Origin of the sequence: Sphingobium sp. B10D7B (genome assembly GCF_025961955.1) — a bacterium.
Taxonomy (GTDB): domain Bacteria; phylum Pseudomonadota; class Alphaproteobacteria; order Sphingomonadales; family Sphingomonadaceae; genus Sphingobium.
In genome coordinates, this window is the sequence record NZ_JAOQOQ010000001.1 from 547,938 (window position 1) to 569,514 (window position 21,577).

At 65.0% G+C, this 21,577-nt stretch carries 19 protein-coding genes; 11 read left to right on the forward strand and 8 right to left on the reverse strand.

All coding sequences use genetic code 11. The annotated features are described in order from the left end of the window. Window positions 1-6 precede the first annotated feature (6 nt). Both M2331_RS02520 and M2331_RS02525 read right to left on the reverse strand, forming a co-directional pair. Entirely contained in the window at window positions 7-1,317 is a 1,311-nt protein-coding gene (locus tag M2331_RS02520) for a Rieske 2Fe-2S domain-containing protein (protein WP_181558828.1), read from the reverse strand. 15 nt (window positions 1,318-1,332) lie between these two features. After that, a complete protein-coding gene (locus M2331_RS02525) occupies window positions 1,333-2,688 on the reverse strand; it encodes an FAD-binding oxidoreductase (RefSeq protein WP_181558829.1) in 1,356 nt (451 codons plus the stop codon). A gap of 222 nt (window positions 2,689-2,910) precedes the next feature. Here M2331_RS02525 and M2331_RS02530 point away from each other — a divergent pair, with 222 nt between their 5' ends. From M2331_RS02530 to hpxZ, 4 genes are read left to right on the forward strand one after another with little or no spacing between them, the layout of a single operon-like run. Beyond that, entirely contained in the window at window positions 2,911-3,699 is a 789-nt protein-coding gene (locus M2331_RS02530) for a creatininase family protein (protein ID WP_181558830.1), read from the forward strand. Continuing rightward, the gene (locus tag M2331_RS02535) at window positions 3,696-4,124 is read left to right on the forward strand and encodes a cupin domain-containing protein (protein ID WP_181558831.1); all 429 of its coding nucleotides are present in this window, start codon (window positions 3,696-3,698) and stop codon (window positions 4,122-4,124) included. The genes M2331_RS02530 and M2331_RS02535 overlap by 4 nt, the downstream gene beginning before the upstream one ends. Next, complete coding sequence (locus tag M2331_RS02540) at window positions 4,121-4,924, forward strand: cysteine hydrolase family protein (RefSeq protein WP_264592258.1); 804 nt, start codon at window positions 4,121-4,123, stop codon at window positions 4,922-4,924. Before M2331_RS02535 ends, M2331_RS02540 begins: the two co-directional genes overlap by 4 nt. Then, complete coding sequence (hpxZ, locus tag M2331_RS02545) at window positions 4,924-5,307, forward strand: oxalurate catabolism protein HpxZ (RefSeq protein WP_181558832.1); 384 nt, start codon at window positions 4,924-4,926, stop codon at window positions 5,305-5,307. The genes M2331_RS02540 and hpxZ overlap by 1 nt, the downstream gene beginning before the upstream one ends. Window positions 5,308-5,332: 25 nt before the next feature. Here the strand turns inward: hpxZ and M2331_RS02550 are convergent, their stop codons facing one another. Then, window positions 5,333-6,910: a gamma-glutamyltransferase family protein gene (locus tag M2331_RS02550; RefSeq protein WP_181561319.1), complete on the reverse strand. Its 1,578-nt coding sequence runs from the start codon at window positions 6,908-6,910 to the stop codon at window positions 5,333-5,335. Window positions 6,911-7,062: 152 nt separating this feature from the next. On the opposite strand from M2331_RS02550, the gene M2331_RS02555 reads away from it, so the two are divergent. Beyond that, window positions 7,063-8,394: an amidohydrolase gene (locus M2331_RS02555; protein WP_181558833.1), complete on the forward strand. Its 1,332-nt coding sequence runs from the start codon at window positions 7,063-7,065 to the stop codon at window positions 8,392-8,394. 15 nt (window positions 8,395-8,409) lie between these two features. On the opposite strand, the gene dnaN is transcribed toward M2331_RS02555, so the two are convergent. Beyond that, window positions 8,410-9,522 carry a DNA polymerase III subunit beta gene (dnaN, locus tag M2331_RS02560; protein WP_181558834.1) on the reverse strand — a complete coding sequence of 371 codons (1,113 nt, stop codon included), beginning with the start codon at window positions 9,520-9,522 and terminating at the stop codon, window positions 8,410-8,412. A gap of 172 nt (window positions 9,523-9,694) precedes the next feature. On the opposite strand from dnaN, the gene M2331_RS02565 reads away from it, so the two are divergent. Together M2331_RS02565 and M2331_RS02570 are read left to right on the forward strand one after the other, a co-directional pair. Beyond that, entirely contained in the window at window positions 9,695-10,210 is a 516-nt protein-coding gene (locus tag M2331_RS02565) for a hypothetical protein (RefSeq protein WP_181558835.1), read from the forward strand. A gap of 86 nt (window positions 10,211-10,296) precedes the next feature. Then, window positions 10,297-11,892: a M28 family metallopeptidase gene (locus M2331_RS02570; RefSeq protein ID WP_181558836.1), complete on the forward strand. Its 1,596-nt coding sequence runs from the start codon at window positions 10,297-10,299 to the stop codon at window positions 11,890-11,892. An 11-nt stretch (window positions 11,893-11,903) separates the two neighbouring features. Here M2331_RS02570 and M2331_RS02575 read toward each other — a convergent pair whose 3' ends face one another. Continuing rightward, window positions 11,904-12,176 carry a PepSY domain-containing protein gene (locus M2331_RS02575; RefSeq protein WP_181558837.1) on the reverse strand — a complete coding sequence of 91 codons (273 nt, stop codon included), beginning with the start codon at window positions 12,174-12,176 and terminating at the stop codon, window positions 11,904-11,906. A 260-nt stretch (window positions 12,177-12,436) separates the two neighbouring features. Here M2331_RS02575 and rlmN point away from each other — a divergent pair, with 260 nt between their 5' ends. Beyond that, window positions 12,437-13,705, forward strand: coding sequence for a 23S rRNA (adenine(2503)-C(2))-methyltransferase RlmN (rlmN, locus tag M2331_RS02580; RefSeq protein ID WP_181558838.1), 1,269 nt, complete (start codon window positions 12,437-12,439; stop codon window positions 13,703-13,705). Between the two features lie 9 nt (window positions 13,706-13,714). On the opposite strand, the gene M2331_RS02585 is transcribed toward rlmN, so the two are convergent. Then, window positions 13,715-14,338, reverse strand: coding sequence for a flavin reductase family protein (locus tag M2331_RS02585; RefSeq protein WP_181558839.1), 624 nt, complete (start codon window positions 14,336-14,338; stop codon window positions 13,715-13,717). Window positions 14,339-14,456: 118 nt separating this feature from the next. Here M2331_RS02585 and M2331_RS02590 point away from each other — a divergent pair, with 118 nt between their 5' ends. From M2331_RS02590 to M2331_RS02600, 3 genes are all read left to right on the forward strand, one after another. Next, window positions 14,457-15,692 (forward strand): SAM-dependent methyltransferase, encoded by a 1,236-nt coding sequence (locus M2331_RS02590; protein WP_181558840.1) that lies wholly within the window; start codon window positions 14,457-14,459, stop codon window positions 15,690-15,692. Window positions 15,693-15,799: 107 nt separating this feature from the next. Further along, window positions 15,800-18,031, forward strand: coding sequence for a catalase/peroxidase HPI (gene katG / locus M2331_RS02595; protein WP_181558841.1), 2,232 nt, complete (start codon window positions 15,800-15,802; stop codon window positions 18,029-18,031). A 411-nt stretch (window positions 18,032-18,442) separates the two neighbouring features. After that, window positions 18,443-19,660, forward strand: a complete 1,218-nt coding sequence (locus M2331_RS02600; protein ID WP_181558842.1) for an argininosuccinate synthase — start codon at window positions 18,443-18,445, stop codon at window positions 19,658-19,660. Between the two features lie 63 nt (window positions 19,661-19,723). On the opposite strand, the gene M2331_RS02605 is transcribed toward M2331_RS02600, so the two are convergent. Together M2331_RS02605 and amyA are read right to left on the reverse strand one after the other, a co-directional pair. Continuing rightward, window positions 19,724-19,867, reverse strand: coding sequence for a hypothetical protein (locus M2331_RS02605; RefSeq protein WP_181558843.1), 144 nt, complete (start codon window positions 19,865-19,867; stop codon window positions 19,724-19,726). Between the two features lie 105 nt (window positions 19,868-19,972). Further along, a complete protein-coding gene (gene amyA / locus M2331_RS02610; RefSeq protein WP_181558844.1) occupies window positions 19,973-21,460 on the reverse strand; it encodes an alpha-amylase in 1,488 nt (495 codons plus the stop codon). Window positions 21,461-21,577: the final 117 nt, after the last annotated feature.

The window sequence follows — 21,577 nt, forward strand, 5'->3', positions numbered from 1 at the left end:
GTTCGATTATCCCCGCGCCGGGCCGATGGCCGCGGCAAGCTGGGCCTTATACTCTTCCATCCAGTCCGCATCGGCCGGCGCATCATAGGCACCGCCGCGTGCGCCGTTGACGATCTCGGGATCGTCCACGCCGGGGGGCATTGTGCCGGCATCCTGCAGCGCGCGGGCTGCCTTGATGATGCGCTTGCGGGTCTGCATGATCATCAGATCGCTGGTGACGAGATGCTCGGTCGAGCGGTCCACGATGTCGCCCATGCTCTCGGTGATATACTGGTCCTGCAGGGTGATGCCGGTCACGCCAGTGAAGCTCACCTCATTCTGCGCAGTGCGGTCGACCTCATAGTCATTTTCGGCATTCTGGGCGAGCTTCCAGCGGCCGAACCAGTCGCTGCTGTTGGGCAGGAAGTTGTGGCGGAATTCCAGGCCCGCAATGGTGTTGCCATCCACCGTGGTGCGCAGCGGCTGGGTGCGTTTCACCCAGGCGAAGTTGATCACCATGGTGTGGCTGTCATCCATCGGCACCCAGGCATTGGCGGTGACGTTGTCCGAGAAGGTGCCATCCGGGAACAGCGCCCAGAAGGGGAAGATATACTGGCAGATGCGCCAGTAGAGGCCTTCGCCATTGGCAGACGGACGATAGGCGCCGGCCATCGTGCCCCAGTCGGTATCGGCGACCTTGAAGTCGGGCGCGCGCTTGGTCACCGCGACGCTGTGCATGTTGGTCGCGTCGACGTCCTCGTCGGCCACGCTGCCGACATGCAGGAAGCCGAAGTGGCTCGTGTCGATGTCGCCTTCCAGCGCCTGCAGCCAGTTGCACTCGCGCTGGGTGAGCGTCACGCGCAGTTCGGTATCCGGCAGCATCGTGGCTTCGATGCAGGGGAGGGGCGGCGGCGTTTCGCGCTCGCCCATATACACCCACACCACGCCGGCACGCTCGGCCGTGCGATACACCTTGGCGTGGACGCGCGGCTGGAACTTCGCGGCGTCGGCTTCCGAGACGTTCGGCATGTCCAGGCACTTGCCGTTCACGTCGAACTTCCAGCCATGGTACACGCAGCGAATGCCGCCCTTTTCGTTCCGCCCGAAGAAGAGCGAAGCGCAGCGATGCGGGCAACGATGATCCATCACGCCGACGCGGCCCTCGGTATCGCGGAAAGCGAGCAGCTTCTCGCCGAGCAGCATCAGGCGGAGCGGCGCGCCGTCGGCAGCGATCTCCGATGAGGCGCAGGCCGGAATCCAATATTGGCGCATGACGGTGCCCATCGGCGTGCCGGGGCCAACGCGCGTCATCAGTTCATTATTCGCAACCGAAACCATGCAACCTTCCTTCTTTCAGATGTCCGCAAGCGCGTCTTGATTGTCCCAGGCCAGCATCTTGCCGGGGTTGAGCAGGCCCTTGGGGTCGACTTCCCGCTTGAAGGCCAACTGGACGTGGTTGACCTGCTTCATGCCGCCTTCCTCAATGGTGTAGACATGCGGGTTGAACTGACGGCAGCCGCGCTGCTCATGATAGGCCATGATCTCGTTCAGCCGCTCCTCGGTGGTGAAGCGCACCATCTGGATGGCCGAACAGCTCACGGCCGGGCCGCTGCGGGTGAACTCGAGGTGGAACATCACCTCCTCGCCGAAATGGCGCTGGAGTTCGTCGGCCAGTTCCACGCCATTCTGGGCCGGCAGCAGCGTTTGCAAATAAGTGAGCGTCGGGTCGACCTTGAGCGCCTGCAGCGTCGTATGATTCCAGCACAGCTCGTAGAGCGGCACGCGCTTACCCGTGGCCGGCGCGGTGCGGCTATCGTGCGCGATGCGTCCGCCATGAGCGGCGACGAGCGTCTCGAAGCCTTCCCAGGACTGGCTGGCGACCATCACCAGCGCGCAGGCTTCATCGGCGCGGACATATTGCGCGATCGGGCGCAGATAAGTGTGAGCAATCGGCGGGGCCATCACCCCGCACTGCTTCTTCACCAGGCCCGGACTTTCGGCGAACGCCTTGCCAAAGCGGGCGGCGCTCAGCAGATCGTCGAACGTGACGACCGCATCGATCCACAATTGCGCATTGGCGAGCGGCAATTCCAGCTCGGTGATGATGCCGGTGACGCCATAGCTGTGGTTGAACTTGGCAATGTCGGCGCCGCGCAGCTCCAGCACCCGCGGCTCGGCTTCGAGCGTCACGAGCCGGGCGCCGAGGATGTTGCCGGTCTCCCGCAGCATCCCCCAGTTGATCGAGCCGACGCCGCCCGATCCGCCGGCAATGAACCCGCCCACGGTCGCGACAGTGCGGGTGGAGGGGTGCAGCCGCATTTCATAGCCATGCTCGGCCAGTTCCTGATCGAGCGTGATGAGGCGCTTGCCGGCCTGCACGCGGCACACGCCGTCCTTCACCCAGAGGAGCTTGTCCATCGCGCGCATGTCGAGCAGCGCGCCGCCCCGGATCGGCATGGCCTGGCCGTAATTGCCGGTGCCGCCGCCGCGCACCGTCAATGGCACGTCATGGGCGTAGCAGGCAGCCCCGATTTCCAGAATGTCGGCTTCGGAATGCGCTTCCAGCAGCACGTCGCCGGTGACGTCGGCGAGCTGGCGCTTGAGGATGGGGCTATACCAATAATAGTCCCGGCTCATCCGGCGCACCGCTGCGGCATCGGTGATGACCTTCGGCCCCTTCAGTGCGGCGATCAGACCATTCAAGTTCATAGGCTTCGATTCCGTTTCAATCCTGCGCGGCGCCGGGGCGGATCGCGATCATCCTTGCGCTCGGTCGAGCAGTAGTTATACATAAACTGCTTACTAAGAGAAGAGGGGAATCTCGGATTTGCGCGTGCGGGTCGTAGATTGGGTCGCCGAAATAGGGCAGAAACGCAGCGGTGGGCGCGATTGCGGCCGGCCGCGTTCCTGCGGTTTTGAGGAATAAAGGCAATGCTTGAATATTGGCAGGATATGACGACGCGCGACTTCCAGTCCGTGGATGCCGCGCGCGATATTGCCCTCATGCCGGTCGCTGCTATCGAGCAGCACGGGCCGCATCTGCCGGTCTCTGTCGATGCCGATATCAATGTGGGTGTCGTCGCGGCAGCAGCGCGTCACCTGGCGGACGGCGTGCGCGTCGTGGCGCTGCCGATGCTCGCCATCGGCAAGAGCAATGAGCATATGGCCTTCCCCGGCACGCTGACCGTCGGGACTGAGACGCTGCTGCGCTACTGGATCGATATCGCCGAGTCCGTGCTGCGTGCCGGCTTCCGCAAGATCGTCGTGCTGAACTCGCATGGGGGCCAGCCCCAGCTTGTCGAGATTCTGGTGCGCGAGCTACGCGTGCGTCACGGTGCGCTGGCTGTCTCCGCGAGCACCTATGGCTTTGGCGTGCCGGAGGGCCTGTTCAGTGAGGACGAGCTGCATCATGGCATTCATGCCGGCGCGGTGGAAAGCTCGATGATGCTCCACCTGCGCCCCGAGCAGGTGAAGCGCGATCTGCTGGCGGATTTTCCCTCCACCGGCCCCGCGATTGCGCGCGATTATGATGAGCTTCGGCTGGAAGGCGCGGTGGGCATCGGCTGGATGACGCAGGACATCAATCCGGACGGGGCAATCGGCAATGCCAGCCTCGCCAATGCCGATCACGGCGCCCAATGCCTCGACCATGCCGGGCGCGGCCTCGCGCGCCTGCTTGCCGATGTCAGCCGCTACCCCTTGCCGGAGTCCCGCGCATGAATCCCGCCGTCTATCTTTCCCGCGCCACTGAGTTGCAGGCGTTCCGCATCGCGCCGACCGACACCAACTATTTCGTCATCCTGCATGACAAGGCCGTGCCCGGCTTCGAGCATGTGTGCGTCGTCGAGATTTTCGAGCCCGGCGGCAAGACCCCGCCGAACAGTCACAAGGCCGCCTTCGAGTTCTTCTATGTGCTGGAAGGGGAAGGGCGGGCGACCTGCGATGGAGCCAGCGTGTCGCTCAGCCGGGGCAGCGCCATGCTCCTGCCGCCCGGCGGCCTGCATGTCATCGAGAATACCGGGCCGGGCAAGCTCTACACGCTCACTGTCATGACACCCGATGAAGGCTTCTCCGACCTGATCCGCTCTGGCGTGCCGGTCGATCTCGATGCCAGCGATATCGCTCTTCTCTCAGGAAACGCATGATGCCGGACCAGACAGCCTACTATCATCGCCTTGGCAGCTCGCCGCGCCGCGCGTGGCAGGTGAGTGCGCAGGAGGCCATTCTCGCGCAGCCGGAGCAGCCGCGCCATGTGATCGCCTGCGAAGCCGCGCCGCAGAATCTGCAGATCGATCTAACGCGCACGGCGATTGTCGTGGTGGATATGCAGAACGACTTCTGCCACCCCGATGGCTGGCTGGCCTCGATCGGCGTGGATATTTCCGCCGCGCGCGCGCCCATCGCGCCGTTGCAGGCGCTGCTGCCGCGTCTGCGCGCAGAGGATGTGCCAGTCATCTGGCTCAACTGGGGGAATCGGCCGGACCGGATGAACCTCAGCCCCTCGATCCTCCATGTCTATAAGCCGGATGGCACGGGAACGGGGCTGGGCGATCCGCTGGCGAATGGTGCGCCGGTGCTGGAGGAAGGAAGCTGGGCGGCGGCCGTGGTCGACGAGCTGCCCATCGCGCCGCAGGACGTGTGCGTCTCCAAATATCGCATGTCCGGCTTCTGGGACACGCCGTTGGACAGCATCCTGCGCAATCTGCGGGTCGATACGGTGCTGTTTGCGGGCGTGAACAGCGACCAGTGCGTGCTGGCGACGCTGATCGACGCGAATTGCCTGGGCTATGACTGCGTGCTGCTCACCGATTGTGCGGCGACCACCTCGCCCGCCTTCTGCGCCGAGGCGACGCTCTACAATGTGAAGCAGTGCTTTGGTTTCGTGACCGATTCGGCGGCGCTTGTCGCGGGCATGGATGCGGCGAGGGGGCAGGAGCGCGCGTGATGGAGATCAACAAGCCCGCCATTCTCGCCGAAGTGACCGCGCTGGTGGATCGCTACGAACACGCGCTGGGGGAGAATGACATCGCCATGCTGGATAGCATGTTCTGGCAGTCGGACCGCTCGGTGCGCTATGGCGTTGGCGAATGCCTGTACGGGATCGAGGAGATCCTCGTCTTCCGCAAGGCGCGTGCGGGTGGCTCGCCGCCTCGGACCATCCGGCGGATGGAGATCACCACCTTCGGCGATGATTTCGCGACGGCCAATGTCGAGTTCCAGCGGATCGGCGGCGAGGTCATCGGCCGCCAGAGCCAGAGCTGGGCGCGGCTGTCGGAGGGATGGCGCATCGTCTCCGCCCATGTCTCGCTGCAGGGAAGCGGCCACTGACGGCACGCCCCCGCGCGGACTGACTTCAGAAGCCCGTCGCCTTGCCGTCGCTGCGCGGATCGCTCGCGCCTTCCAGCTGCCCATCGGCATGGCGGACGATGGCGCCGGCATGGCCCATCATCGCCGTCATCGGTGCGACCAGCTCCACCTCATGCCCCGCCGCGCGAAGCTGCGCATAAAGCGCCGGGTCGAAGCGGTCCTCCAGCTTGAGTGATGTGCTCTCTTCCCCCCATGTCCGGCCGAGCAGCCAGCGCGGTGCGGAGATCGCCTGCTGCAGCGGCACGCCGAAGCGGGCATAGCGGCTGAACAGAGCGGCCTGCGTCTGCGGCTGGCCTTCGCCACCCATGGTGCCATAGGCCATCACCCGGCCGTCATGGAAATGCGCCAGCGCGGGATTCAAGGTGTGGAACGGCTTGCGGCCGGGCTTGAGGGCATTCCAGCCCTCGTCGGCGAGGCGGAAAGAGCAGCCGCGATTCTGCCATGTGATGCCGCTCTGCGGGAGCACCAGGCCCGAGCCGAACTCGAAATAGGTGCTCTGGATGCAGCTCACCACCTGCCCGCGGGCATCGGCGGCGGCGAACCAGCAGGTATCTCCGAGGGCCGAGGGGCGCGGCCACGGCATGGCCTGCGCTGGGTCAATCGCCTGCGCCATCTGGTCCAGACCGGCCGCGTCATTGAGCAGCGCCTGCGGGTCGATCTCCATGAAGGCCGGGTCGCCGACATGCGCATCGCGGACCAGGAAGGCCTGCTTGGTCGCCTCGACCAGCCCGTGCAGATGGGCGAAGCTTTCGGCCTGTTCCGCCGGCAACCGGTCGAACAGCGCGAGGATCAGCAGTGATGCGAGGCCCTGCGTCGGTGGGGCGGTATTGTAGAGCGTGGCGTCGCGCAGTCGCACGGAGAGTGGGGCAGGCGAGGTCGCGCGGTGGACCGCCAAATCCTGCGCCGTCACCGGACTGCCGAGCCGGGTGAGATCGTCGGCGATTCGCTCGGCCAGCGCGCCGCGATAGAAGCTGTCCAGCCCGTCCTTGGCCAGCATCCTCAGCGTTTCGGCCAGTTGCGGCTGGCGCAGCGTGTCGCCCTCGCGCAGCGGGCGGCCCTCCGGCTCGAAGATCGTGCGATAGGCGCCCGGTACGCATGTCAGTTCGTCCGATTTGCTCGCGGCCAGTTCGGCGCCGCCGGCGGTCACCGCCACGCCCTGTTCGGCACGGGCAATGGCGTCCGCGAGCAGGCGATGCAGGGGGAGGGGAGAGGCCAGCGAGGACCGCGCCAGATCCCATCCGGAGACCGTGCCCGCCACGGTATTGGCGGCGAGCGGCCCGCGCCAGGGAATGGCCGACAGGCCGGCATAGGCATCGCCAAGCGCCCGAGGACTGCGCCCGCAGGCGTCGATGGCCCAAACCCGGCCGTCTGGCTCGTGGATCAGCCAAAAACCGTCCCCGCCGATTCCCGTCATGTGCGGATAGACCGCGGCGAGGCACGCGGCGGTGGCAATCGCCGCCTCGATCGCCGTGCCGCCGTCCCGCAGGATGGACAGGCCGGCTTTGCTGGCCAGATGATGGGGCGCGGTGACCATTCCGTGGCTGCCGTGGGCACTCTCTTGCATGGTCATGGTCCTTTCCGCTCAGCGCATCCCGTCCGCTGCGGATGCACTAGTATGCATCTTCTGCATAACTTTCAACTTCACCTCGCCCAGACCCATGTCTATGCTCCGGCCCGGTTCGTGCCACCCAGCCTCCTGCTTTCCGGAGAGATGCCATGCTCAAATCCCCTCTCGCGTTCCTCCTCGCCCTGTCGGCGCTGGCCGGTCCGGCCATGGCCGCGACCGTGGATGCGCGGGCGACCGGTGCCATCGAGCAATCCATCAAGCAGAGCACGCCGGACCTGATCGCGCTCTATCGCGATCTGCACGCCAATCCCGAGCTGAGCCTGGCGGAAACCCGCACGGCTGCGCGGCTGGCGCAGGAAATGCGCAAGCTGGGGCTGGAGGTCACCGAAAAGGTCGGCGGGACCGGCGTCGTCGCCGTGCTGCGCAATGGCGAGGGGCCGGTGGTGCTGATCCGTGCCGACATGGATGCCCTGCCGATGAAGGAGCTGAGCCAGTCGCCCTTCGCGAGCACCCGTGAGGCGCAGTATCAAGGCAAGACCACGTTCGTCGCGCACAGCTGCGGCCATGATCTGCACATGGCCTGGTGGGTCGGCACGGCGAAAGCCATGCTCGCCATGCGGGACCAGTGGCGCGGGACGATGCTGTTCGTCGCGCAGCCGGGCGAGGAAAGCGGGCAGGGCGCGCGCAAGATGGTCGAGGACGGCCTGTTCACGCGTTTCCCCAAGCCCGATTACGGCTTTGCGGCCCATGTCGGCAATGATCCGGTGGGGCGCATTGTGGTCAAGCAGGGCGCCTTTACCAGCAATTCGGACACCATCCGGATCACTTTCAAGGGCAAGGGCGGTCACGGCTCGATGCCGAGCCGCACCATCGATCCCGTCGTGATGGGCGCGCGCTTCGTGATGGATGTGCAAACCGTGGTCAGCCGGCAGAAGGATCCGTTTGAATTTGGGGTCGTGACGGTCGGCTCGTTCCAGGCGGGCTCGGCGGCCAATATCATCCCGGACACGGCATCGCTGGCCCTGACGCTGCGCTCCTTCTCGCCGGAGGTTCGCGAGCAGCTGGTCGAGGGCGTGAAGCGCACGGCGCTCTCCGTCGCGGCGATGTCGCAGGCGCCCGAACCGGTGATCGATCACAGCCGGGGCGCGGCATCGGTCATCAATGACGATGATCTCGCCGCGAAAACCGCAGCTGCCCTGCGCACGGCGGGGTGGGACGACATTACGCTGATCCCGGCCAGCGCGCCGGGCGGTTCTGCCAGCGAGGATTATTCTGAACTGGTGTCAGCCAGCGGCATGCGCTCGGTCTATCTGGGTGTCGGCGGCTATCTGTCGTCGGTCATCGCGGATTATGCCAAGCGTGGCGAGCCGCTCCCGACAAACCACTCGCCCTACTTCCTGCCGGACGCCGAAAGCGCCATCCCAACGGCCATACGCAGCCTGTCGGTCGCGGCCCTCTCGGTGCTGGGCAATCCCAAATAAGCCTGGTGCGCGGGATCAGACCCGCATCGGCATGAGCACGTAAAGCGCCGGCGCCTTCTCATTCTCGCGGATGAGCGTCGGCGCGGCGGCGTCGGCGAGGTGGACTTCAACCGAGTCGCCCTCGACCTGTCCGAGAATGTCGAGCAGATAGCGGGCGTTGAAGCCGATCTCGATGGGCGCGGCGCTGTAGTCGCCGGGCACTTCCTCGGCGGCAGTGCCGTTTTCCGGGCTGGTGACGGAGAGGGTGATCTTGTCCTTCTCCAGCGCCATCTTCACGGCACGGGTCTTCTCGGTGGCGATGGTCGCGACGCGGTCCACGCCTTCCTCGAAGCTACGCGGATCGATCTTGAGCAGCTTGTCGTTGCCGGTCGGGATCACGCGGCTGTAATCCGGGAAGGTGCCGTCGATCAGCTTGCTGGTCAGCACCGCATTGCCAAGGTCGAAGCGGATCTTGGTGGGCGAGAGGTCGATGCGCACGCTGCCATCCACTTCGTCGAGCAGCTTGCGCAGCTCGGCGATGCATTTGCGCGGAATGATGATGTCCGGCATGCCCTCGGCGCCATCGGGGCGCACGACCGTCACGCGGGCGAGGCGGTGGCCGTCGGTTGCGGCGGCCTTCAGCACCGGGGCGGGGTCTTCCGCGACGTGCAGGAAGATGCCGTTCAGATAATAGCGCGTCTCCTCGGTGGAGATGGCAAAGCGCGTCTTGTCGATGATCTGGATGAGCGAAGCGGCCGGCAGCTCGAAGCTGGTGGGCAGCGCGCCTTCCGCGATGATCGGAAAGTCGTCGCGCGGCAGCGTCTGCAGGTTGAAGCGCGCACGCCCGGCCTGCACCAGCATCTTGCCCTCGGCGGCTTCCAGGCGCACCTGGCTGCCCTCGGGCAGCTTGCGCGCGATGTCGAACAGGGTGTGGGCCGAGACGGTGGTGGCGCCCGGCGTTTCCACCTGCGCCTGCACATTCTCGACGATCTGCAGATCGAGGTCGGTGGCCATCAGCTTGATGGCGCCGTCGCCGGTGGCGTCGATCAGCACGTTCGAGAGAATCGGGATCGTGTTGCGCCGCTCCACGACCGACTGGACATGGCCGAGGCTCTTCAGGAGCGTCGCACGTTCGATGGTGGCCTTCATCCCTCTGGTGTCCGTTTCTTATCCGGTTGATGGAGTCGGAGCGAAGGAGTCCGCTCTTGGAGCCTCATTCCTTATCGAAATTGCCGCATGGGGCAAGTCGCCCCGAGAAAAAAGCGCGTGTCCACCCGGCGCCGTCTTGTGTTCGCGGGCGCGTTACGCTTTGTCCGGCGGCATGACGCTCACCTGCCCTGTCCGCGCGCTCGCTCTGCTGCTGATCGGCGCCGCGCTTGCCGCGGCCGGGAGCGCGCGGGCGCGGGATGTGCTCGGCGTGTTCGGGGGCTGGGGCGCGTTCCGGGATCCGCACGCCCAGCGCTGCTTTGCCATGGCCCAGCCGATGGCCGGGGGCTGGGAAGCATCGCCCTGGCGCCCGTTTGCCGCCATTGGCTACTGGCCCCGCGCCGGGCTGCGCGGACAGGTGAATATTCGCCTCAGCCATCAACTGGCCAGGGATACGCACGCGGTTCTGTCCCTCGGCGGCAGGGAGTTCGTGCTGGTCGGGTCCGAGGCGGATGTCTGGGCGTCGGACCCAGCAAGCGATGCGGCAATCATCGCCGCGATGCGCACCAATCGGACGATGAGCATCTCCGGGCGGGCGCGGGCCGGCGGCCGCTTTACCGATCGCTATGCCCTGAGCGGTGCCGCCACCGCCATCGATGCGGCGGCGCTGGGCTGCGCGCGGCGACGTTAAGCGCTGCTTTCCCGGTCCCGCCACGCGTTGACAGCGCTCTTGTTGCATTGCAGCATGCGGCGCATCGTCCGGGGAGACCATGCTTCATGTTCTATCGCCACGCCCTAGGGGCAGTCATTGGCTGCCTGATCGCCACGCCACTGGCTGCGCAATTGCCCGAACCATCGCCTGACCGGATCAATGCCTGGTGGGGCCATGTCGAGGAACTTGCCAGCGACGCCAATGAAGGGCGCGGAGCCGGCACGCCGGGCTATGATCGCGCGGCCGATTATGTCGTCGCGTCCTTTCGCAAGCTTGGGGCGCGGGCGGCGGGAACGGACGGCTATTTTCAGCGTGTCGATCTGGTCGAGCAGCGCTTCGATCAGCCGGCGAGCACGGCGGTGCTCAAGCGCGCGTCGGGCGATGTGGTTCTGGCGACCCCGCAGGATCTGTTCTTCCGTGGCAACACGCCCATGCCGGCCAGCATCGACGCGCCACTGGTCTTTGCCGGCTATGGCCTCTCCATAGCTGAGGCCGGTCACGACGATTTCGCGGGGATCGACGTCAAGGGCAAGGTGGTGGTCGTGCTGTCCGGCGGCCCGGCCGACATTTCGGGCGCGCTGAAGTCCGATGCGCGCTCGGCGCGCGCGAAGCTCCTCGCTGAGCGTGGCGCCCTCGGCATGATTGCGCTCACCACCCCCAAACAGGTCGAGATCCGATGGGAGCGGCAGGTCGGCAATGCGAGCCTCTCCTCCATGTTTCTGGCCGATCCGGCCCTGCGCGATGTCTCGGTGCCCTTCATGATGGCGACCCTCTCGCCGGAAAAGGCCGGCTTGCTGTTCGAGGGCACGGGGCAGAGCTTCGAGGCGCTGTCCGCCCTGTCGGACGCATCGGCGCCGCTGCCTGTCTTCGATCTGCCGGGCCGTTTTGCCGCGACGATCCAGGCGACCCAAAAGCCGCTCAGCAGCAACAACATCATCGCGGTCCTGCCCGGATCGGACCCGGCACTGGCCTCGGAATATGTCGTCCTCTCGGCGCATCTGGACGGCTATGGCATCGGAACACCGGTCAATGGCGATGCCATCTATAACGGGGCGTTCGATAATGCCGTCGGCGTCGCCAGCATGATCGAGGCGGCCAGGGCATTGGCGGCGGCGCCCCGGAAGACCCGCCGCTCAATCCTGTTCGCCATCATCACCGCAGAAGAGAAGGGCCTGCTCGGCTCGCGCTATTTCGCCAATCGTCCGACGGTGCCGGCCGGCTCGATCGTGGCGAACATCAATCTGGATATGCCGCTGCCGATCTTTCCGCTGACCAGCATCACGCCCATCGGCTATGAGGAGAGCACGCTCGGCGCTCATGCGCAGGCGGTGAGCGAGGCGATGGGCCTACCCATCGTCCCGGACCCCAAGCCGGATCGCAACGTGTTCATCCGGTCGGATCAATATAGCTTCATAAAGCAGGGCATCCCGGCGCTCTTCCCCAAATATGGTTTCAAGCTCGGGACGCCGGAAGAGGCGGTGGAGGCCGCGTGGCGCGCGAATATCTACCATTCTCCCCAGGATGATCTTCTGCAGCCGGTGATGAAGGCCGAGGGCGTGAAGCTGACCGACTATGTCATCGCGCTCACCCAGCGCGTCGCCAATGCGCCGGAGCGTCCGCGCTGGCTGCACAGCAGCTATTTCAAGCGCTTTGCGAACTAGTCCGCCCGCCGTCAGTCTCGTTCGCGGCGGACGATCGCGTAGGTTTTCGGGGCGAGATGGAGATCCCACTGCTGGCCCTGCGCATCGCGCGCGTCATCGACCTCCCAGCGGTTGTCGTCGATGTCGAACTCGATCTCGTCCCAGCTTTTAAAGCCCGCGTCGTGTAGCACAGCCGTGATGGCCTTCGCCTCCCCCGCGGTCGGGGCACGGTCCGCGGCGAGGGCGGGCGTCGCGCAGGCGAGCGAGGCCAGGGCGGCGAGGGGGAGCGGGAACGCGAACTTCATGGATCAATCCTCCGATAGGCGCCGAAGGATTCCACGGGAATGGCATATGTGGAATGATGTGCCTCGGGCGCGATGGGGCGTCCGACATCACGCTTGTGAGCAAGCGCCAGAGGGGCCCGGACGACCAAAGCGTAACGGCTCCTCGCTCGCCGGGTTCCCGCAACGACGGGAGATCCGGTTTCGTATGGGGATGCTCTGCCGGGATCGGCGTTAGTGAACGCCACTGGCGCAAGCTCCAACATGCGATTATATGCGCCCCCATGCCCCACACTGCGACGCCCCTCATGCCGATCCCCGGCCATGTCGATCCTGTGCCGGTCCCCCGCGCGATCACGCCGCGCGAGGACGGGCGGGTCGATCTCGTTGGTCTCTCCCGCGCCCAGATCAAGGCCGAACTGAGTGCGGCCGGTCTCGATGAGAAGCAGGCGAAGCTGCGCGCCAAGCAGCTCTTCCACTGGCTCTATCATCGCGGTGAGACCGACTTCGAGCGCATGACCGATCTGGCCAAGCCGATGCGGGGCTGGATGGCCGAGCGCTTCGTCGTCGGGCGGCCCAATGTGGTAGAAGCGCAGATCAGCTCGGATGGCACGCGCAAATGGCTGCTGCGTTCCGACGACGCGCAGGATTATGAAATGGTCTTCATCCCCGATGCGGACCGGGGGACGCTGTGCGTGTCCAGCCAGGTCGGCTGCACGCTCAATTGTCGCTTCTGCCACACCGGCACGATGCGGCTGGTGCGCAATCTGACGCCGGGCGAGATCGTCGGGCAGGTGATGCTCGCGCGCGATGCGCTGGGCGAGTGGCCAAAGGGCAGCATGGCCGGCTTCGGCGAGGTCGAAGAGGATGAAGACGACGACGCGCCGCAGTACAGCCCGGACGGGCGCCTGCTCACCAACATCGTGATGATGGGCATGGGCGAGCCGCTCTACAATTTCGAGTATGTCCGCGATGCACTCAAGGTGGTGATGGATGGCGACGGGCTGGCGCTCTCCAAGCGTCGCATCACGCTCTCCACCAGCGGGGTGGTGCCGATGATGGCGCGCGCCGGCGAGGAGATCGGCGTCAATCTGGCCGTCTCGCTCCACGCCGTCACCAAGGAGGTGCGCGACGAGATCGTGCCGCTCAACCGCAAGTTCGGGCTGGAAGAGCTGCTCCAGGCCTGTGCCGACTATCCCGGTGCCAATAATGCCCGTCGCATCACGTTCGAATATGTGATGCTCAAGGACAAGAATGACAGCGATGAGGATGCGCGCGAACTGGTCCGTCTGCTCCGCCAATATCGTCTGCCGGCCAAGGTGAACCTCATTCCCTTCAACCCGTGGCCCGGCGCGCCTTACGAATGCTCCACCCCGGAGCGGATCAGGCGCTTCTCCGACATCGTGTTCGAGGCGGGTATTTCCGCGCCGGTGCGCACGCCGCGCGGTCGCGACATCATGGCCGCCTGCGGGCAGCTCAAATCCGCCAGCGAAAAGAAGAGCCGCGCCGAGCTTGATCGGCTCGCGGCCGAGAAGCAGGCCGCGCTCGGCTGAGCCGAGCGTTCAGCCGGGGCGCTTCATCAGGAACTGCGTGTCGGGCCGGATCTCGTAATAATCGGCCGGACCTCCACCCCGCGCCACCGGCACGGCATCGGTGGTGCGATAAATGCCGTCATGCAGGCAGGCCGGATCGATGTGGATGTGGACCACTTCGCCAAACACCATCACATTGCCGCTTTGCGCGCCGGAAAGGCCACGCAGCGGCATGATGTCTGTCACCCGGCATTCGAACTGCACCGGACTGGCCGCGACGCGCGGTGCCGCGATCTCCACCGAGGCCAGCGGTTCAAGCCCCGCGAGCGCGAATTCGTCGATGTCCGGCGCGACCTCTGCCGATGTGGCGTTCATCGCCTCGGCCAGGGAGCGGCCGACCAGGTTCCAGGTGAAGACGCCAGTCGCGCGCGCGTTTGTCAGGCTGTCCTTCACGCCGCTGGATGAGAAGCCGATGATCGGCGGGCTGTAGGCGAAGAGATTGAAGAAGCTGTAGGGCGCGAGATTGGGCACGCCGGTCGCGCTGACCGTCCCGATCCACCCGATCGGCCTCGGCGCGACGATGGCATTCAGCGGATTGTGCGCCAGCCCATGACCATCGGCCGGGCGGTAGCTGTGGAAGCTGGGGGTGGTCATGATCGTCTCATCTCCGATGGGCCGAGACAGCGGAATAGCAGATGGACCGGTCAGGGAAAGCGCCCGCTCTTCGTGAAAGGGGGTGACCGAACGATCCGCCGCGCTATAAACGCGCGCCATGAGAATATTGGGTCGCCTGCTCGGCAAGATCATCAGTCAGGGCACATTGACCATCCGCTATGCGGATGAGTCGCAGGAAGTGTTGGGAACAGCCGTGAGGGGTTGGCCGGACGTCGCCATCCGCTTCACCGACGATGCCGCCGCACGCGCCATCCTGACCAATCCCGCGCTCGGCGCGGCCGAAGGGTTCATGGATGGCAAGCTCATCATCGAGCAGGGCAGCATCTGGAACCTGATCATGCTCGTCGCGGCCAATTCGCCTTTGGAAAGCGGCAAGACGCTCGATGAGCCGAGCCTGCTCGGCTGGCTGGGAGAGCGGATCAAGCACTGGCGCGACAATTACAACAAGCGCAGTCGCTCCAAGGCCAATGTCGCGCATCACTACGACCTGTCGGACAAGCTCTACGCGCTGTTCCTCGACAAGGACCGGCAATATAGCTGCGCCTACTTTACCGACCCCGATGCAGTGAGCCTGGAGCAGGCGCAGATCGACAAGAAGGCGCATATCGCCGCCAAGCTCGATCTGAAGCCCGGTCAGCAGGTGCTGGATATCGGCTGTGGCTGGGGCGGCATGGCCCTTTATCTCAACCGCGTGGCGGATGTGGACGTGCTCGGCGTCACCTTGTCCGAGGAGCAGCTCAAGGTCGCGCGGCGCAGAGCGCAGGAGGCGGGCGTCGCCGATCGCGTCCGGTTCGAGCTGATCGATTATCGCGATGTGAACGGCACGTTCGATCGCATCGTTTCGGTCGGCATGTTCGAGCATGTCGGCGTGCGCCATTATCGCGAGTTCTTCCGCACCTGCCATAACCTGCTGAAGCCGGACGGGGTGATGCTGCTGCACACCATCGGCCGCCTCAATGGCCCGTCATCGACGGATGGCTTCATGCGCAAATATATCTTCCCCGGCGGTTACGCCCCGGCGTTGTCGGAGATCATGGAAGGCAGCGAGCCCAACCGCCTGCTGCTGACCGACATCGAAGTGCTGCGCATGCATTATTACTATACGCTCGAGCATTGGTATCAGCGCACGCTTGCGGCGAAGACGGAGATCGTCGCCCTGTATGACGAGCGCTTCTTCCGCATGTGGACTTTCTATCTGGCGGCGGCAGCGTCCGGCTTCCTCTATGGCAGCCAGACGATCTACCAACTCCAGTTCGTCCGCAATCGCCACACCCTGCCGATCACGCGGGACTATATGGCGCAGGCCGAGGCGCGCTATCGCGCCAAGGGCTGATCCTTGATCGAAAATCTAGCTTTCAATAACGAAGTTTAATCGCTGTTTCAGGCGGCCAGTGTTCGATAATCTCCCCTCAATGAATTTTGATCGGGAAGGATATTGAAATGGACGCGAAAACAAGTGGTTCGCCGTCGGGTTGCCCGATGAAGACGTCCGCAGCGATGCGCTCGCTGCTGGGCCGCACCAACCGGGACTGGTGGCCCAACCAGCTCTCGCTCGAAATTCTCCAGCGAAACGGTCTCTCCACCGACCCGATGGGGGACGATTTCGACTATGCCGCAGCGTTCAAGATGCTGGATTATGAGGCCGTCAAACGCGACCTCCATGCGTTGATGACGGACAGCCAGCCCTGGTGGCCGGCGGATTACGGCCATTATGGCCCATTCTTCATCCGCATGGCGTGGCACTCGGCGGGTACCTATCGCACCGGTGACGGTCGCGGTGGCGCCAATAGCGGGCAGCAGCGCTTCGCCCCGCTCAACAGCTGGCCGGACAACGCCAATCTGGACAAGGCTCGCCGGCTGCTCTGGCCAATCAAGCAGAAATATGGCGCCAAGCTGAGCTGGGCGGACCTGATGATCCTCGCCGGCAATGTCGCGATCGAATCGATGGGCGGGCCGGTGTTTGGCTTCGGCGGCGGCCGGGCCGACGTGTTCGAGCCGGAGAAGGACATCTACTGGGGCACCGAGGAGCAGTGGGTGGGCCAGGAAGGCAACCTCACCCGCATTGACGAGGCCGAGGGCCGCGCGCTGGAAGACCCGCTCGCCGCGATCCAGATGGGCCTCATCTACGTCAACCCGGAAGGGCCGGGCGGCAATCCCGATCCGCTCCAGTCCGCACGGGACATTCGCGAGACGTTCAAGCGCATGGGCATGGACGATGAAGAGACAGCTGCCCTGACGGCCGGTGGCCACACCTTCGGCAAGGCGCACGGCGCGGGCGATGCCTCCAAGATCGGCGCCGAGCCGGAAGGCGCAGACATCGCGCAGCAGGGCCTGGGCTGGCAGTCGAGTCATGAGAGCGGCATCGGCGATCATACGATCACCAGCGGCATCGAAGGCGCGTGGACGCCGACGCCGATCAGCTGGGACATGAGCTATTTCGACATGTTGCTCGACCATGAGTATGAGCTGGTGCGCAGTCCCGCCGGCGCGAAGCAGTGGCAGCCGGTCGGCAATCCGCCCGAGACGCTGGCCCCGGCCGCGCACAATCCTGCCAAGCATGTGCCGACGATGATGACCACGGCGGACATGGCGTTCAAGATGGACCCCGCCTATCGGGTGATCATGGAGAAATTCCGGGCGAATCCGGACTATTTCGCGGATTGCTTCGCACGGGCCTGGTTCAAGCTGTGTCACCGCGACATGGGGCCGAAGGCGCGCTATCTCGGCCCGGAGGTGCCGGCGGAAGACCTGATCTGGCAGGACCCGATCCCCAAGGCCGACCATGCGCCGATCGACGCCGCCGATGTCACCGCGCTCAAGGAGAAGATCGCGGCATCGGGCCTGTCCGTGGCTGAGCTGGTCACCACCGCCTGGGCCTCGGCCTCCACCTATCGCGGCTCGGACCATCGGGGCGGCGCCAATGGCGCGCGCATCCGCCTTGCGCCGCAGAAGGACTGGGAGGTCAATGAGCCCGCGCAACTGGCCCGCGTCCTGAATGTCTACGAGGGCATAAAGGCGGACTTCGATGCGGCGGCACCGGGCGGGAAGAAGGTGAGCATTGCCGATCTGATCGTGCTGGGCGGCAGCGTCGGCATCGAGCAGGCCGCCAAGGCAGCGGGGCGCGCAGTGACCGTGCCGTTCATCCCCGGTCGTACCGATGCCGTGCAGGACTGGACCGATGCCGAGAGCTTCGCCGTGCTGGAGCCCAAGGCAGACGGCTTCCGCAACTATCTGCAGGTGCGCTTCAGCGTGCCGACCGAGGAGCTGATGATCGACCGCGCCCAGCTTCTGCGGCTGAGCGCGCCGGAGATGACGGTGCTGGTCGGCGGGCTGCGCGTGCTCGGTGCCAATCACAATGGTCGCAAGGAAGGCGTGCTGACGGATCGTCCCGGCCAGCTGACCAACGACTTCTTCGTCAACCTGCTCGACATGGGCACGGCGTGGAAGGAAGTCGATGATCGCGGGGACGAGGTGTTCGTCGGCACCTGCCGCAAGACGGACACGGAGAAATGGACCGCGACCCGCACCGATCTGGTGTTCGGATCGAACTCCCAGCTGCGGGCGCTGTCAGAGGTCTACGCGTCGTCCGACGCTGCCGACAAGTTCGTGGCCGACTTCATCGCGGCCTGGGTGAAGGTGATGAACGCCGACCGGTTCGATCTCGCGGCATAATCCCTCTTCCATGACGGATGCTTCGCCGCCCGGCTCCAGAGATGGGGCCGGGCGGTTTGATTTAGGCCAGCGCAAAGCTGCCGTGGTCTTGCTGGATGCTGGGGAATGTCGGGAGGCGATAGCTGCCCCGGCAGGAGGGGGGTGCCGGGGCAGCAGGTGCCCGCGCGGCCGTGGGGAACCGGCGAGCAATGGACGCAGGCTGCAGGCTGCGTTCCAAGGCTGACAATAATGCCACCCGTTCAAGAACGAAAATCGATTAAAGTCGTCTCAATGATCGATCTTGCCGATGACTAGTGGCGGGCTGCCAGCGGATTGGCGCGCCCGGCGTCCCTCACAGGTTGCGCGTTTTGAGCGACGCTGATAGGCGACCGGCCTGATCCTCGACCTCCAGTTCGAAAGACCCCTGTCGCCATGTCCGACACCATCAAGCGCGTTGTTCTCGCCTATTCCGGTGGCCTCGATACCAGCGTCATCCTCAAGTGGCTGCAAATCCATTATGGCTGCGAGGTCGTGACCTTCACGGCCGATCTGGGACAGGGCGAGGAGCTGGAGCCGGCCCGGCAGAAGGCGCTGAATGCCGGCGTGAAGCCCGAGCACATCTTCATCGACGATCTGCGCCAGGAATTCGTGCGGGATTATGTCTTCCCGATGATGCGCGCCAACGCCATGTATGAGGGGCTGTATCTGCTTGGCACCTCCATCGCGCGGCCGCTGATCGCCAAGCGCCAGATCGAGATCGCCAAGATGGTCGGGGCCGATGCCGTGTCCCACGGCGCGACCGGCAAGGGCAATGACCAGGTGCGGTTCGAGCTTGGCTATTATGCGCTCCAGCCGGATATCAAGGTCATTGCGCCGTGGCGCGAGTGGGATCTGACCTCGCGCACCAAGCTCATCGAATGGGCCGAGCAGCACCAGATCATGGTGCCCAAGGACAAGCGCGGCGAAGCGCCGTTCTCCACCGACGCCAACATGCTGCACACCTCCTCGGAGGGCAAAGTGCTGGAAGATCCGTGGGAGGAGGTGCCGGACTATGTCTATTCGCGCACCGTCAATCCCCAGGATGCGCCGGACACGCCGGAATATATCACCGTCGATTTCGAAAAGGGTGACGGCACGGCCCTCAATGGCCAGGCGATGAGCCCCGCGACGCTGCTCGAGGCGCTCAACGAACTGGGCCGCAAGCACGGCATTGGCCGGCTCGATCTGGTCGAGAACCGCTTCGTCGGCATGAAGTCGCGCGGCATGTACGAGACGCCGGGCGGCACGATCTATGCGCTGGCCCATCGCGGCATCGAGCAGTTGACGCTGGATCGCGGCGCCGCCCATCTCAAGGACGAACTGGCGCCGCGCTATGCGGAACTGGTCTATAACGGCTTCTGGTTCTCACCCGAGCGCGAGATGCTGCAGGCAGCAATCGACCACAGCCAGCTGAAGGTCGCGGGCACGGTCCGCCTCAAGCTCTATAAGGGCAGCTGCATCGTCGTGGGCCGCAAGTCGCCCAATTCGCTCTACAGCGAGAAGGTCGTGACGTTCGAGGATGATGCGGGCGCCTATGATCAGCGGGATGCGGCTGGCTTCATCAAGCTCAACGCCCTGCGTCTGCGCTTGCTCGGGCGCCGCGATATTTAAGGAATGTGGGCCGGCCGCGTCCGGCCCCACTTTTTTGCGCGCAAAAGCGCGTTCAGGCCGGCGTCAGCTCTGGGCCGAGCCCCAGAACAGAACGACCGCCATCACAATCACCGCAAGCACGAGCGAGATGCTCAGCACATAACGGACGATGTGCGGCGTCTGGCCGGCACGGGCGTCTTCGGTGGTCTTGTGAACCTCATCTTCCATCTGAGAACTCCTTTCAATTGAGCCAACGCGCGATGTTGGAGGGTCGTTCCTGAGCATCGGTCGCCCCGGAGTTCCCAAAAGGGCAATGCGCTGGCGCTGAGCCCCTCAAAATGCGTCGCTGCGCACCCACACGCTCACGCTTCCGCCATTCACCCGCGCGGTCAGCCGTCCCTCGTCGTCCGACCAGATTTCTTCCTCGCAATGCCCGAGATAATCGCGGAAGCCCGCGCCGGCATGGTCCGGGCCGAGATCGAAGACCTTGGTGGCATCGCCCGCATTGGTGAGCAGCACGACGCAGCCCGGCGCATCCCCGGTGCCGTGGCGGATGAAGCCGATGGCATGGGGGTCGTCGAACAGGTCGGTCTGCGGGCCATGCGCGAAACGCTGCCGCGCTTCGATCAGCTTCTCGAGGCCGTCAATCGGCGGCATCTCGACCTCATGAGTCTCGCCATCGCCGCCCGTATCCTTGTACCGCGCGCCATAGAGATCGGGATAGAACACGCACGGCACCCCGGCGTCGCGCAGCAGGATCAGCGCATAAGCCAGCGGACGGAACCAGGTCTCGACGGGTGCTTCCATGGCCTGCAGCGCCTGGGTGTCGTGGTTTGCCACGATCGTCACCGCCCGGTCCGGGGCCACCGCCACCAGCGAGCCGTCGAAGATCGTCCGCATGTCGAACGCGTCGCCCGCGCACGAGGCCTCGTGAAAGCGGTGATGCAGGGCGACGTCGAACAGGGCGAGCTGATGATCGACCCGGTCGAGATAGGTTTGCAGGGCGGTCATGTCCGGGTGCCAATATTCGGCGACCACGAACAGATCGTCCGCCACGCTCTCCCGCATATGCCCTACCCAGTCGCGGAAGAACCAGGCCGGGATATGCTTGGCGGCATCGAGGCGGAAGCCATCGACCGGAAGCTGCTCGGCCAGCCAGCGGCCCCAATATTTCAGCTCTTCATAGACGGCGTTGTTGCGGAACTCGATGTCCGATCCCATCAGATAGTCGAAGTTGCCGAGTTCCTCGTCCACCTCGGCGTTCCACTCGCCATCGCCATAGTCGTTGACGAGCTTGAAGACGCCATTTTCATTGGGCTCGTCGAGATGGTCCACGCCGCTGAAGCAGCGGGCATCCCAGATGAACTTGGAATAGGCGCCATTGCGCCCCGGGAAGGTGAAGCGCGTATAGGCGCGCGCCTCGAAAGCTTCGTCCTCGATCTCGGTGCGGTTATCCGGATTGACCCGGCGCACGCGCACCTGCTCCGTCTCATCCCCGCCCATCTTGTGATTGAAGACAACGTCGTGGATCACCCGCAATCCGGCATCGCGCAGGGCAGCGCAGGCCCGTTCGAGCGCGGCGCGATCGCCATATTTGGTCGCCACCGTGCCCTTCTGGTCGAACTCGCCGAGGTCGAACAGGTCATAGGCATCGTACCCAACCGAATAGCCGCCCGCCGCCCCCTTGCCGGCCGGTGGCAGCCAGACATCGGTGATGCCGATGCCCGCCAGGCTGGCGCTCCTGTCAGCCACCTCATCCCAATGCAGCCCTCCATCCTGCGTGTACCAATGGAAGAACTGGATCAGGGTGCGTGGCGGCATAACAGTCCGATCTTTGGCTAACGAGCCCAGGATCGGCTCCACGCCGTAACGAAGGTTGGCGGCGGACGTTCCAGCCGGCGTAAAACCGGGCGCTATGGGGCTAACGCGAACAGCAGC

What these genes read in the sequence shown, in the direction of transcription:
- amyA (WP_181558844.1), bottom strand. Translation starts at nt 21,460, where the DNA reads ATGCCGCCACGCACCCTGATCCAGTTCTTCCATTGGTACACGCAGGAT.
- katG (WP_181558841.1), top strand. Translation starts at nt 15,800, where the DNA reads ATGGACGCGAAAACAAGTGGTTCGCCGTCGGGTTGCCCGATGAAGACG.
- M2331_RS02540 (WP_264592258.1), top strand. Translation starts at nt 4,121, where the DNA reads ATGATGCCGGACCAGACAGCCTACTATCATCGCCTTGGCAGCTCGCCG.
- M2331_RS02585 (WP_181558839.1), bottom strand. Translation starts at nt 14,338, where the DNA reads ATGACCACCCCCAGCTTCCACAGCTACCGCCCGGCCGATGGTCATGGG.
- M2331_RS02570 (WP_181558836.1), top strand. Translation starts at nt 10,297, where the DNA reads ATGTTCTATCGCCACGCCCTAGGGGCAGTCATTGGCTGCCTGATCGCC.
- M2331_RS02530 (WP_181558830.1), top strand. Translation starts at nt 2,911, where the DNA reads ATGCTTGAATATTGGCAGGATATGACGACGCGCGACTTCCAGTCCGTG.
- M2331_RS02555 (WP_181558833.1), top strand. Translation starts at nt 7,063, where the DNA reads ATGCTCAAATCCCCTCTCGCGTTCCTCCTCGCCCTGTCGGCGCTGGCC.
- M2331_RS02535 (WP_181558831.1), top strand. Translation starts at nt 3,696, where the DNA reads ATGAATCCCGCCGTCTATCTTTCCCGCGCCACTGAGTTGCAGGCGTTC.
- M2331_RS02600 (WP_181558842.1), top strand. Translation starts at nt 18,443, where the DNA reads ATGTCCGACACCATCAAGCGCGTTGTTCTCGCCTATTCCGGTGGCCTC.
- M2331_RS02565 (WP_181558835.1), top strand. Translation starts at nt 9,695, where the DNA reads ATGACGCTCACCTGCCCTGTCCGCGCGCTCGCTCTGCTGCTGATCGGC.
- M2331_RS02525 (WP_181558829.1), bottom strand. Translation starts at nt 2,688, where the DNA reads ATGAACTTGAATGGTCTGATCGCCGCACTGAAGGGGCCGAAGGTCATC.
- M2331_RS02575 (WP_181558837.1), bottom strand. Translation starts at nt 12,176, where the DNA reads ATGAAGTTCGCGTTCCCGCTCCCCCTCGCCGCCCTGGCCTCGCTCGCC.
- M2331_RS02590 (WP_181558840.1), top strand. Translation starts at nt 14,457, where the DNA reads ATGAGAATATTGGGTCGCCTGCTCGGCAAGATCATCAGTCAGGGCACA.
- M2331_RS02605 (WP_181558843.1), bottom strand. Translation starts at nt 19,867, where the DNA reads ATGGAAGATGAGGTTCACAAGACCACCGAAGACGCCCGTGCCGGCCAG.
- rlmN (WP_181558838.1), top strand. Translation starts at nt 12,437, where the DNA reads ATGCCCCACACTGCGACGCCCCTCATGCCGATCCCCGGCCATGTCGAT.
- hpxZ (WP_181558832.1), top strand. Translation starts at nt 4,924, where the DNA reads ATGGAGATCAACAAGCCCGCCATTCTCGCCGAAGTGACCGCGCTGGTG.
- M2331_RS02520 (WP_181558828.1), bottom strand. Translation starts at nt 1,317, where the DNA reads ATGGTTTCGGTTGCGAATAATGAACTGATGACGCGCGTTGGCCCCGGC.
- M2331_RS02550 (WP_181561319.1), bottom strand. Translation starts at nt 6,910, where the DNA reads ATGCAAGAGAGTGCCCACGGCAGCCACGGAATGGTCACCGCGCCCCAT.
- dnaN (WP_181558834.1), bottom strand. Translation starts at nt 9,522, where the DNA reads ATGAAGGCCACCATCGAACGTGCGACGCTCCTGAAGAGCCTCGGCCAT.